This is a genomic window from Mesorhizobium sp. M0698, assembly GCF_040320455.1.
Lineage (GTDB): Bacteria > Pseudomonadota > Alphaproteobacteria > Rhizobiales > Rhizobiaceae > Mesorhizobium.
The window spans coordinates 135,204-146,860 of the sequence record NZ_JAMYPQ010000016.1; the positions used below are offsets into that span (position 1 = coordinate 135,204).

Consider the following 11,657-nt stretch of genomic DNA (forward strand, 5'->3'; position numbering starts at 1 on the left):
TCTTCAGGCCCTGAAAAGGCCGCGGCGGCTGAACAGCGGCGCGCGCTCGCCGATGGCACTCGGCTCGGTGTGGTAGCGGGTGATGCGCGCGACTTCCCGCGCCGATCCGAAAACCATGGGCACGCGCTGGTGCAGGCTCTCGGGTTCGATTTCGAGGATGCGGGTGATCGTATCGGTGGCCGCACCGCCCGCCTGTTCGACGAGATAAGCGATCGGGTTTGCCTCATAGACGAGGCGAAGTCGCCCCTGGCGGTAAGTCTTGCGCTTGTCGCCTGGATACAGGAACACGCCGCCGCGCATCAATATGCGGTAACAGTCCGCGACCAGGGAGGCGATCCAGCGCATGTTGAAGTCCTTCTCACGTGGGCCTTCGGTGCCTTCAAGGCAGTCGTCGATGTAGAGCCGCACCGCCTCGTCCCAATGCCGGTAGTTGGCGGCGTTGATGGCGAACTCCTGGGTACGCTGGGGGATGACCCGGCTCTCATAGGCCTGGACGAAGGTGCCGAGCCTGGTCGAGAGAACGAAGACATGGGTGCCGCTGCCGAGCGACAGAACCAGCGCCAGCTGCGGGCCGTAGATGAAGAAACCGGCACCCAGCTGGTTCACGCCTGCCTGCAAAAACGAGGCGGCCGGATTCCCATCCGGCGCGCCAATTGCAGGGAGGAGCGAGAAGACCGTTCCGATCGACACGTTGGTGTCGATGTTGGATGAGCCGTCGAGCGGGTCGATGGCGATGGCAAGAGGCGCTTGCCTGTCGAGCAGCACCGGCTGCTCCAGTTCCTCGGAAGCGTAGAGCGCGACCGGAGCGTGGCGCATGGCGTCGAGAAAGATATCATCGGCGAAGACATCGAGATCCTTCTGGATGTCGCCGTCAGCATTGGCGCCGCGGGTTCCGGCAAAGGCCGTGCCGAGCACCCCTTGATTGATGGTGTTGCGGATCGTGGTGGCCGCCTGCGTCAGCTGACGGATGGTCGCTACGACGGCGGAGCGCAGTTCGTCCGGCTCGCCAAGATAGGAGTTCAGAAAAGCGTCGAGCGTTGCCGCTGGCATCGTAACCTCCCGATCCAGCCGCCTCTCCTCGGGTCGGCCGGATTGGGAAAGGAGAACAAACGACGCTGGATAAGTAAAATTCAATAACTTTACTCAGGCAGTAAAAAAATTTTAGTATGCCATATGAGAAACCTCACGCTCAAGCAGTTCAAGACCGTTCAGGCAATCATTAGCCACGGAAAAATCGTCAGCGCGGCCAAAGTGTTAGGCCTGTCTCCTCCAGCGGTGACGATTCAGTTGCGGCAAGTTGAGGAAGAGTTCCAGCTGGCCTTGTTCGACCGGACGTCGGACGGCATGCGTCCCACTGCCGCAGGTCTGGCCTTCGTCGAGACGGCACAGGCCATCGAGGAGCGGCTTCGTCTGCTCGAAGACAAGATGGATGCGATCAAGGGCGTGCGCGCCGGCAGCTTGCGGCTCGGCGTCGTTTCCACGGCCAAATATTTCGCACCGCGGCTGATGGCCGCCTTCATGAAGGAACATCCCGATATCGACATGCGCCTTGCCATCGGCAACCGCGCCGAGACGATCGATAATCTGAAGAACCACGACATCGATATCGCGCTGATGGGACGCCCGGCGAAGGAAGTCCCGGTGCGTGCCTCGGTCTTCGGCGATCACCCGCTGGTCATCATCGCACCGCCCGACCACCCGCTGGCGTCGGCACGCGACATTTCCAAGGAGCGGATCGCCGAGGAGCATTTCCTCATTCGCGAGCCCGGCTCCGGAACGCGCATCTCGCTGGAAATATTTTTGAGCGACGTGCCTGGCCGCATCGACGATCTGGGCGTCGAGATGGGCTCGAACGAGACCATCAAGCAGGCGGTGATGGCCGGGCTCGGCATCGCGTTCATCTCTGCCCACACCATCGCTGCCGAAACCGAAGCCGGCCGGCTGGTCATCCTCGACGTCGTCGGCATGCCGATCCGCCGGCAATGGTTTTCGGTGATGCGCAGCGATCACGCGATCTCGCCGGCGATGGCGACCTTCCACGATTTTCTGATGCGCAAGGGCGCGATGTACCTGCCACTGTTCGGCAAGCTCTATCCGCACGAGGAACTGAACAGTAGAGGTCGCGCGAGTTAGGGCGCGCGGTCCAGGCAAACGCTTCAGATAAACGCTTCAGATAAACGATGGTGTGTATCAGCGGCTGATCGGCTGTGATCTCCAGACCGACGTCCACGAGCCGAGGATAGGGAGGCATCGCTGGTGGCACGCATTTGCGGAGCCGAGGCGACCGCCCTCCAAGCGCTGGCCCACGCGGTAGCGCCCCCGCGTACGGAACGGGTGGGCTCTGACTGAGCGTCTGCTAGCCTACAATTGGTTCGGCGACAGCTTCTTCGAGGCCAGCTGCCGCTTGGGCGGCAAGACCGCGGGCCGCTGCTTGTGAATCGTAAAATTCCTCAAGTGCATAGACTCTGCCCCACCGCAGGGTGAACACGTGGAGACCACGGTTGACGTACGACGCGTCGCCATTGAGCAGCGTTGCGGTACCGTCCCAATGGGCAAACACGGTGGTATGCCACGGCCAGCCCTTCACCCAGATGTGGTTGACCGTGAGATGGAGATTGGGCAGGACGCGGCCGAGGCGCTCAAACCAGCGGCGCATGGCTTCTTTGTCGTGGCGCTCACCACCAAGCGCGTGGGCGCCGGAAACGCGGTGATGGACATGCAGCGCGAGTGCCTTCACCGCCTCATCCCAGCGATGGTTGTTGACGTGGTCGAAGCTCTCTCGGATCGATTTCTCGACAAAATAACTGTATAGCATTTGACCTCTCCCCAAACTTATTCGATGGCGTGATCGAGGCACCGTGTGGCGAGCCGAGCGGACGCGAGAGCCCACGGCCAGCAGCACGCCGGCTGCGGTCTGAACTTCGGCTCAGCGTATTGTCGCGTCGGCTCGCAGATGCATGTCAGTCTCGGTCGAGACCGTCACCTCATCTCCGGACCTTGAGAACGCGTAGAGCGAGTCCTGGTGGCCCGGCATGGAAAATGCCACGGAGTCGTCGTCGGCGAGGCCCATGACGACGCGCAGCGGATCGCCCCCGGTCTTCAGCGCGAAGGTGGCGGTGACCTCCAGGAGGTCGCCGTCGACCGGGACGTAGTAGACCACCATGTCAAGGTGTCCCTCGTGCAGGCTGCCGCCCTCGATCGGGCGTCCGATGGTGGCCTCCCCGGCAAAAGCCGGGGCCGCAAGAAACAGCGCGGCCAGGAGCGATGCGCTCAAGGTTTTGCGGATCATTTCGTATCTCCTTTTTAGATTGCGTTCGAACTCTATATAGGCTATAGATTACGAACGCAATCTAAAAAAGAGGTCAACAATGCGCGTAAGTCGTACTCAGGCAGCGGAAAACCGAGAAACCGTAATCAACGTGGCAAGCCGCCTTTTTCGGGAGCGCGGCTTTGATGGTATCGGCCTTAAGGATCTGATGAAGGGTGCCGGACTGACCCAAGGCGCGTTTTACAAGCAGTTCGCATCCAAGGACGACCTGGCGGCGCAGGCGTCCAGGCGGGCGATGGAGAGCGCCACCCGTCGATGGTCGGCCGCGACTGCGGCAAACCCTGATGATCCGCTTGGCGCGGTGATCGCGTTCTACCTCAGTATGGACCATCGCGGAGAAAAGATGGACGGCTGCCCGATCGTGGCGCTCGGCTCGGATGCCGCCAGACAGGGCAAGGACGTGAAAGCGCCGTTCGAAGCCGGGATCAAGGAGCATCTCGAGATCCTCGGCCGTTTCATTGCTGAGACCAGTGACGGGGAGTTCGACGGCAGGGCCATGGCAATTCTCTCGACGATGGTCGGTGCGCTGATGTTATCGCGCGTCATCAACGATCCTGACCTCGCGCAGGCCTTTCTGGATGCGGCGGCCAATCAAGTTCGTGAATCAGCCGGCACTTGAACGGCGTCGCGGCGCCTGCGGCGCGCCCAAACTGACAGGAAAATAGATGCGACGGATTGTTGTTACGGGCATGGGAGCGGTTACGCCCCTTGCTGCCGATGTTGAAACGTCCTGGTCGCGTCTCCTGGCCGGCCGCTCGGGCATCCGGAGGCTTGCGGATGATGTGGTGTGCGACCTGCCGGCGAAGGTCGGCGGGGTGGTGCCCTCCACAGAAGAAGATCCGGACGCTGGTTTCGATCCGGAAACCATCCTTCCGCCGAAGGATCAGCGCAAGGTAGACCGGTTCATTCTCTTTGCGCTGGCCGCGGCACAAGAGGCGCTCGCCCAAGCAAGATGGGCCCCCGTCTCGGAAGCGGATCGCTTGCGCACCGCCACGATCATCGCCTCGGGCGTCGGCGGGTTCCCGGCCATAACCGAGGCGGTGCGCACGGTCGACCGGCGCGGCGTCCGCCGTCTATCACCTTTTACGGTGCCGTCCTTCCTGGTGAACCTCGCGGCAGGCCACGTCTCGATCCGCTATGGCTTCAAAGGTCCGCTCGGTGCACCCGTGACGGCGTGCGCGGCCGGCATTCAGGCGATCGGCGATGCGGCTCGCCTAATCCGCGCCAACGAGGCCGATATTGCCGTGTGCGGCGGGACGGAAGCATGCATGAATCTTGTCAGCCTCGGTGGGTTTGCCGCGGCACGCTCGCTTTCGACGTCCTTTAATCACCGTCCTGATGAGGCCTCCCGACCGTTCGACAAGTCGCGGGACGGCTTCGTCATGGGCGAAGGAGCCGGCATGCTGGTCATCGAGGAATTGAGCCATGCGCTGGCGCGCGGCGCAAGACCGCTGGCCGAGCTTGTCGGCTACGGCACGACGGCGGATGCTCATCACGTCACCTCCGGTCCCGAGGACGGCGACGGTGCGCGCCGGGCCATGGAGATCGCAATCGCCCAAGCAGGGATTTCGCCCCGCGAGGTTCGTCATCTCAATGCCCATGCGACCTCCACGCCGGTGGGCGACCTGGGTGAGATCGAAGCGATCAAGAGCGTGTTCGGGCGCGATTTCGCGATAGCTGTCAGTGCAACGAAATCGGCGACCGGACACCTGCTCGGAGCCGCCGGCGGGCTCGGAGCAATCTTCGCAATCCTGGCGCTCAGGGATCAGATCGCACCGCCGACCCTCAATCTGAGCGCTCCCGATCCGGCCGGCGACGGGATCGACTTCGTCGCAAACCGGGCCCGGCCGATGGCGATGGGCTATGCAATCGCCAACGGCTTCGGCTTCGGAGGCGTTAATGCCAGCGCGCTGTTCCGGCGCTGGACGGATGATCTGGCCGGCGCGAGTACCGGAGGCGCTCATGATTGACGCCTTTCGCTGCGACCTGTCGTGCTTCTCCCACGCCAATCCGAAACTAAGAAAGAAGTGACCTCCATGAACAAGACCAATCTAGGCGTCGCCCTGGTGACGGGGGCATCCAGCGGTATCGGGCACACAACGGCCAAAGCCCTGCAGAACGCGGGCTTTCGCGTGTTCGGAACCAGCCGTCGCGCAGTCGTCGACCGATCCGATGGCGTTACCATGCTGGCCTGTGACGTGACCGATGACACGTCCGTGGCGAAACTTGTCCAGGACGTGCTGGCCGAGACCGGGCGTATCGACCTGCTTGTCAATAATGCCGGCGTTGGCCTGCTTGGTGGCGCGGAGGAGTCCTCGATGGCCCAGGCCAAGTCGTTGTTTGACGTGAACGTCTTTGGCGTTATGCGAGTAACCAAAGCGGTGTTGCCGACAATGCGCCGCCAAGGCAAGGGCAGAATCGTCAATTTGAGCTCGGTGCAGGGGTTCATTCCAGCTCCCTATTTCGCGCTTTATTCGTCGACCAAGCATGCCGTTGAGGGCTACTCCGAATCGCTCGACCACGAACTGCGTACTTTCGGAATTCGCGTCGTGCTGGTGGAGCCCGCCTATACCCGCACCTCATTTGAAGAAAATCTCGCCAGGCCGGATCAGTTGCTTGACATCTATGACTCTGCGCGCGCCGGCATGAATGCAGCTGTGCGGAAAGCGATGGAAAAAGGCGATGCGCCGGAAGTGGTGGCCAGGACTGTTTTGGTGGCTGCGACCGATCCCGCTCCGAAGGGGCGCTATGCGGCTGGAAAAATGGCGCGCCAGGTCAGTTTCCTGCGCCGTTTCGTCCCCGCATCCGCATTCGACAAAAGCCTGCGAAAGCAACTCGGGCTCCCGGTTTAATGACATCGACGAACACCCGTGAAGATCGGAATCATCGACGCTGGAAACATCGGGACCACATTGGCGCGGCGCAACCTGACGCGATTGCTCTGGAGAACGCCCTGCGGTCGTTGGCGTTAGATTAGCGGTATGTTATGTTGCGGCGCGAAAGAGCGGGGGCCACGTTCCTTTCACACCCGTAAGTGATCCGTATGTGCAATCCCTGCAGACTGGTCGGTATCACGGAAACTCCCGGGCATGGGGTTCGGGAATCGAAGGGGACAAGGGTAATGCTCTACACGCTCGTTATGATGGTCTGCCTGACGGATGTGCCGCAGACCTGTGAACAACGCGAACAGATGGTGGATGGCCTGGCGATGAATCCCGGGACCGCCTTCATGCAGGCGCAATCGCTGGTAGCCCAGTGGATCGAGACGCATCCCGGTTATTTCGTTCAGCGCTGGCGCGTGCTGCCCGGCCGTGGATTGTGATATCCGCCGCGAAGATCGAATGAGGTTCTATTTCTTCGCGGCGAGCGTTTCCGAGACGGCCTTGGACAATTGATAAAGCCGCTGCTCGATTATCGTCGGCACTTCACAGACGTAGGTCAGTGATTGGACGCGTTCATCGAAAATTCGCGTTGCGAATTTCAGCTGTTCGGTTCGCCGATCGATCTCTTCGGGATCTTCATCCGGCGTTGCCTGCAATGCATCGACATCGGACGCTTCCTTGCGCAACGCGGCGGCCATTTCGAGCTGCTTGTGGGCGTAGCGGGAAATGCTGGAGATCACCTGCGAGCGCTCGGCGTCCAGGTGGTCGAACATGCCTTGCACCATCATCGCCATTTTGGGTGCAAGTTGCTCGGCCGGCAAGGAGGCCGCGAAATCCCTGATCTTCTTTTGAGCTTCCGCAATCGGCATCCGGCGAGCTGCCACTTCCTCGATCAGGGCGGAGATGGTGGGGTCCTTCGACCAGTCCTTCGCGGCTGAAGGAAGGTTCGGTCCGCTCCAGATCTGGCCGAGCGAGAGTTGCGGCACCTTGCGCTGCATGCAGGGCCAGTCTGGATCGGGGTTGGCCGCCATGGCGTTGACGCCCGGCGCGAGCATGGCGACCAGAGCCAGACCGCGAACATGGATCATTCGCGCCATCAGGCATTTCCTCCCGTGTCCTGTTTGCGGGTCATCAGGCCGCGCGAAGGGTCGTAGGCGATGATGGCGGCGGCAAGGAACAGCAGCGTGCAGCCGGCAACGACGCCCAGCGACAGCCAGTCAACCTGGCCGTAGAAGGCGAAGCGGATCAGTTCGACGGCGTAAGTAAATGGATTGGCGAGGCAGATTTTGTAGAGCAGGGGGCTAGCCTCCTGGATACGCCACAAGGGATAGAGTGCCGGAGAAGCGAAATAGCCGGGAAAGATGACGAAGTTCATGATGCCAGCGAAGTTTTCGAGCTGCTTGATCATTGAGGACAGAAGCATGCCTAGCGCGCACAGCATCATGCCTGACAGGAACAGCGCCGGCAGCACTGTGAGATAGCCAAGCGGCGGCGCCTTGACGCCCCAGAACCAGGCAACGATCAGGAACGCGTAAACCTGCGCGATCGACACGGCGACACCGGCGAGCATCTTCGACATCAGCAGGAACCAACGCGGGAAGGGGCTGACCAGCAGGGTACGCATGTTGCCCATTTCGCGGTCATAGACCATCGACAGCGAAGACTGCATGCCCGAAAACAGCAGAATCATGCCGCACAGGCCCGGCGTGATGTAGACCTCGTAGAGCACGTAGGTCTTGTAGGGCGGGATGATCGATACGCCGAGCACCTGCCGGAATCCGGCGGCAAAAATGAACAGCCAGACGAGCGGCCGAACCAGCGAGGATATAAAGCGCTCGCGCTGATGCAGGAAGCGCAGGCACTCCCGCACGACGATCCCTTTGAGGCAAACGAGGTAGTGGTGGAGCCCAAACTGTTCGAACTTCACCGGCGTGAGGGCGGCGACTTTTGCGGGCATTGCGGGAGCGCTCATGGCGACATCTCCGCGATGCCGCTTGTTTCGTTGCGGTTGAGCCTGGAAAAGGCGTCGCGGATCGAACTGGCACCGCTCGTCGCAACGACATCGGCCACCTTACCCTTGGCAACCAGGTCGCCCTGCCGCAGCACGACGACATGGTCGCCGTCTTCGACCTCATCGATCAGATGCGTCGCCCACAGCACACCGATGCCCTCGGTTTCGACGAGTTTGCGAATGGTGGCCAAAATGCCCGCACGCGACTGGATGTCGAGACCGACCGTCGCCTCGTCGAGCAGCAGCAGGGAAGGGCGGTGGAGCAGCGCCCGCGCGATCTCGATGCGCCGCATTTGGCCGCCGGAAAGACTGCGTGCCTTGTCATGCTGACGGCCCTGCATGTTGACTGTATCGAGCAGCGCGGCAATGCGCTGCCGGGCTTGGTGTCCGCCAATGCCATGCAGCGAGGCGTGGTAGGAGAGGTTCTGGTGGACGCTGAGGTCGAGGTCGAGCGTGCGTGCCTGGAATACGATGCCGACACGCCTGAGCGCTTCGCCCGAAGCGCGGCTGACGTCATGGCCGAAGATGCGGATCGATCCGCGGCGGGTGCCGTAAAGATGGCTGATCAGTGAGAACAAAGTTGTCTTGCCGGCCCCATTGAGGCCGAGCAGAACGGTGAAAGTTCCCGGCGCGATCGAGAATGAGACGTCCTGGAGCGCTCGCTTCGGACCATAGGAATGGCTGATGCCGGCAACCTCGAGCGCTGCCACCTCCTCTCCAGCTCCGCTTGTCCTCACATGCTGCATGCCGCTGGCTCCTTCGGGGCGCGCTGGTTATCTAGTGCACTTGCAACATCCCCGCGGCAAATAGTCATCACGTCGGCCTCCCTGATCATTGCTGCGGTCTAGTGGGGCGATATGGCCACGCCCCAAGGCTGCTGGCCCACCGTAACCGATTGAACCGGCTCGTCCGTCGCCGTGTCGATGAAGGTGATGTCGTTGGAATTGCCGTTGGTGGTGATCAGCGTCTTCTGATCGGGGGTGAAGTCGAGATGCCAGACGCGCTGGCCGACCAGGATGTATTTTTCCACCTCGTAGGTTTCGGTGTTGATGACGGCGACGTGGTTCGCTGGGCCGAGCGCGACATAGGCTTTCTTGCCGTCCGCGCTGATTGCGATGCCGACCGGCTGGATGGTTTCGGGCCGCAGTCCCGCAATCGCGAACTGGATCTTCTTCACCACCTCGCGTTTGAGACTGTCGATGACGCTGACGGTACCGCCGATTTCGGCACTGACCCAGATCTGTGATCCGTCGGGCTTGAATTGCGCAAAGCGCGGACGCGTGTCGACCAGGACGTTGTCGGTCACCTCATGGCTGTCGGTATCGATGAAATGCGCCATGCTGGTGGTTTCGGAGGTGTTGACCATGGTTTTGCCATCGGGACTGACGGCCATGCCTTCAGGCTCCACCCCAACAGGAATCTCGGTCATGACCTGCTTGCTCTCGACATTGATCGCGGTGACGAGATTGTCGTCCTCGTTGGCGACGTAGAGCGTCTTGCCGTCGGGCGAAAGCACGAACAGTTCGGGATCGGGGCCCGATGGCAGCGTGCCAACGATCTGCAGCGTCGCGGTATCGATGATTTCGATCGTATCGTCATCGCTGGCGCACAAATAGATGAACTTGCCGTCATGCGAGATGGTGATACCGCGCGGCCTCTGGCCGACTTCGACGGTCTTCACCACTTGCATCGTCGCCGTGTCGACGACCGTTATCGTATTGTCTTTCTCGTTGGAGACATAAATGGTGTAAGCCCACGCCGGATTGGCCATGAAGCCGAGAATGGCGAGTGCGCAAGCTCGTCTCTGCACGAAAATTCCTCCCGATTGGTTCTACTTAAGGACGCATTTCGTTTCCGGCTGATCGACGCCGAGCGTATCGAGCTCGGAGATTTGGTGAAGATAACCCTCCTGTGGCGATGTCGAGACCACGGATTTGGTGTCGCCGAGCAGGATTGGCTGGCGAAGCTGATGGTTCCACTTGCGGAAGGTCAGCTTCTGTCCTTTGAAGGCGGCGACCGAGAAATCGTCCGAGCGGATGTAGTCGCTGATCTTCTTCGGATCGTCGCCATTGGTCCGTGTGCTGGCTTCGCCCACCGCCCGCACCGCCGTCCAGGCCGACATATCCTTGGACAGCATTCGCCGGCCGGTCGTCCTCAGGAAACGGCTTTGCATTTGAATGCCACCCCATTGCTCGCTCGCGGGATGCCAGGACGATGCGACAAGACCGGCCGTGCCAGCGACCAGCCGCGGTGTCCAGGTGCGGTAGGGCACATAGGTTCCGAACACCTCGCTCTCATCGGCGACAAGCACCACGTCATGCTCCGGCAGATCCTGCGTGAACACGGAAATCTGCTGCTGTATCTGCGTGGCGCCGGTGTCGGTGCGGCGCGCCGTGCCAGTGTCTTTGAACTCCTTCTCGGCGACGATCTGACCGCCGAAGCGAGCCGCCGCGCGGCGCAACGCGGCCGCATAGAGATGATCCCGCTCATGCGAACCATAGAGCAGCACCCAATTCGGCCATTTCTTTACCACGAGATACTGCGCCAGCGCGTCAGCCAGCATGCTTCGTGTCGGCGCCACATGGAAAATATTTATGCGGCAGTCTTCCTCGCGCAGGCTGTCGTCAGTGGCACCGACATTGAAGACCAGAACGCCCTTGTCGCGGGCGATGTCGGCGATCGACAGCAATTGCCTGGCCGAGAGGTCAGCGACAACATAGCGGTCACCTTTGGCAATCAGATCGTTGAACGCCTGAACCGCGTCGGAGTCCGGCTTGACCTCGACTATGTCGAGGCTGAATTTCTGGCTGAGGAACTTTCCTGTCGTGTTGTTGTCGCCGATCGCCACATTGGCGCCGGCGACACCTTCGTCGCGTGGCGGCAGGTCCAGTAGGGAAAGCGCCAGTTGCGGCGCGTAGGCCCGCAAATAACCTATTCTGATTTCGGTTATCTTTCTTTCCGGCCTGTCGGCTGCGACCGGTTGCTTGCCCGTCACTTCCTGGGCCATCACGCCTGTAACGTTGGCGGTCTGGAAAAAAAAGCACAAAAAGGCCGCGAGAGTGCCTGGCACCGCGCTCGTCATCGATAAAACTGCCCATTCTTGCACTAAAGTCCGATTGTTCCCGGACCAGCGCGAATTCAAGGTGCCCACAATGAGCTTAGCGGACGCCACAAGATTTATCAAAGCCCTGCAAGTGGACTTACGTGTCTGCTTTAGTCCTATTCCTTTTCGCGGGGATACGGCGATGAATGAGCGTGTTGCGGTCTCATCCGCAGCAATGGCGGAATGTGAAACTCTATGGTTCGTCTTGGGAGAACTGCCTGATGAAAACGCGCGCCGCTGTCGCCGTTGCCGCCGGAAAGCCGCTGGAGATCATGGAGGTCGACCTCGAAGGTCCCCGTGATGGCGAGGTGCTGGTCGAGATCAAGGCAACCG

General features: G+C 61.0%; 13 protein-coding genes and 1 pseudogene. 6 read left to right on the forward strand and 8 right to left on the reverse strand.

Annotated features, from left to right (window positions below; all coding sequences use genetic code 11):
• Positions 1-3: 3 nt before the first annotated feature.
• Complete coding sequence (locus tag NKI16_RS25905) at positions 4-1,050, reverse strand: class 1 fructose-bisphosphatase (RefSeq protein WP_352756996.1); 1,047 nt, start codon at positions 1,048-1,050, stop codon at positions 4-6.
• Positions 1,051-1,173: 123 nt separating this feature from the next.
• Here NKI16_RS25905 and NKI16_RS25910 point away from each other — a divergent pair, with 123 nt between their 5' ends.
• Complete coding sequence (locus NKI16_RS25910; protein WP_352692470.1) at positions 1,174-2,133, forward strand: LysR family transcriptional regulator; 960 nt, start codon at positions 1,174-1,176, stop codon at positions 2,131-2,133.
• Between the two features lie 223 nt (positions 2,134-2,356).
• On the opposite strand, the gene NKI16_RS25915 is transcribed toward NKI16_RS25910, so the two are convergent.
• Together NKI16_RS25915 and NKI16_RS25920 are read right to left on the reverse strand one after the other, a co-directional pair.
• Positions 2,357-2,815, reverse strand: coding sequence for a nuclear transport factor 2 family protein (locus tag NKI16_RS25915; RefSeq protein WP_352692471.1), 459 nt, complete (start codon positions 2,813-2,815; stop codon positions 2,357-2,359).
• Between the two features lie 111 nt (positions 2,816-2,926).
• Entirely contained in the window at positions 2,927-3,289 is a 363-nt protein-coding gene (locus tag NKI16_RS25920; protein WP_352692472.1) for a hypothetical protein, read from the reverse strand.
• A 79-nt stretch (positions 3,290-3,368) separates the two neighbouring features.
• On the opposite strand from NKI16_RS25920, the gene NKI16_RS25925 reads away from it, so the two are divergent.
• From NKI16_RS25925 to NKI16_RS25940, 4 genes are all read left to right on the forward strand, one after another.
• Positions 3,369-3,947, forward strand: coding sequence for a TetR/AcrR family transcriptional regulator (locus NKI16_RS25925; RefSeq protein WP_352646177.1), 579 nt, complete (start codon positions 3,369-3,371; stop codon positions 3,945-3,947).
• Between the two features lie 46 nt (positions 3,948-3,993).
• Positions 3,994-5,298, forward strand: coding sequence for a beta-ketoacyl-ACP synthase II (gene fabF, locus NKI16_RS25930; protein ID WP_352756998.1), 1,305 nt, complete (start codon positions 3,994-3,996; stop codon positions 5,296-5,298).
• Positions 5,299-5,364: 66 nt separating this feature from the next.
• Positions 5,365-6,180 (forward strand): oxidoreductase, encoded by an 816-nt coding sequence (locus NKI16_RS25935; RefSeq protein WP_352757000.1) that lies wholly within the window; start codon positions 5,365-5,367, stop codon positions 6,178-6,180.
• 269 nt (positions 6,181-6,449) lie between these two features.
• The gene (locus NKI16_RS25940) at positions 6,450-6,650 is read left to right on the forward strand and encodes a hypothetical protein (protein WP_352757001.1); all 201 of its coding nucleotides are present in this window, start codon (positions 6,450-6,452) and stop codon (positions 6,648-6,650) included.
• Between the two features lie 27 nt (positions 6,651-6,677).
• On the opposite strand, the gene NKI16_RS25945 is transcribed toward NKI16_RS25940, so the two are convergent.
• From NKI16_RS25945 to NKI16_RS25965, 5 genes are all read right to left on the reverse strand, one after another.
• Positions 6,678-7,307 carry a hypothetical protein gene (locus tag NKI16_RS25945; protein WP_352757003.1) on the reverse strand — a complete coding sequence of 210 codons (630 nt, stop codon included), beginning with the start codon at positions 7,305-7,307 and terminating at the stop codon, positions 6,678-6,680.
• Positions 7,307-8,167 (reverse strand): lanthanide ABC transporter permease protein PedC, encoded by an 861-nt coding sequence (locus tag NKI16_RS25950; RefSeq protein WP_352622146.1) that lies wholly within the window; start codon positions 8,165-8,167, stop codon positions 7,307-7,309. Before NKI16_RS25950 ends, NKI16_RS25945 begins: the two co-directional genes overlap by 1 nt.
• A gap of 11 nt (positions 8,168-8,178) precedes the next feature.
• On the reverse strand, positions 8,179-8,967 hold the full coding sequence (locus tag NKI16_RS25955; protein ID WP_352923867.1) for a lanthanide ABC transporter ATP-binding protein PedB/LutE: 789 nt from the start codon (positions 8,965-8,967) through the stop codon (positions 8,179-8,181).
• A gap of 98 nt (positions 8,968-9,065) precedes the next feature.
• Positions 9,066-10,031: a YVTN family beta-propeller repeat protein gene (locus NKI16_RS25960; protein ID WP_352757006.1), complete on the reverse strand. Its 966-nt coding sequence runs from the start codon at positions 10,029-10,031 to the stop codon at positions 9,066-9,068.
• A 21-nt stretch (positions 10,032-10,052) separates the two neighbouring features.
• The gene (locus tag NKI16_RS25965) at positions 10,053-11,303 is read right to left on the reverse strand and encodes a lanthanide ABC transporter ABC transporter substrate-binding protein PedA1 (protein ID WP_352757007.1); all 1,251 of its coding nucleotides are present in this window, start codon (positions 11,301-11,303) and stop codon (positions 10,053-10,055) included.
• 242 nt (positions 11,304-11,545) lie between these two features.
• Here NKI16_RS25965 and NKI16_RS25970 point away from each other — a divergent pair.
• Positions 11,546-11,657, forward strand: a pseudogene (locus tag NKI16_RS25970) (S-(hydroxymethyl)glutathione dehydrogenase); the annotation flags it as partial.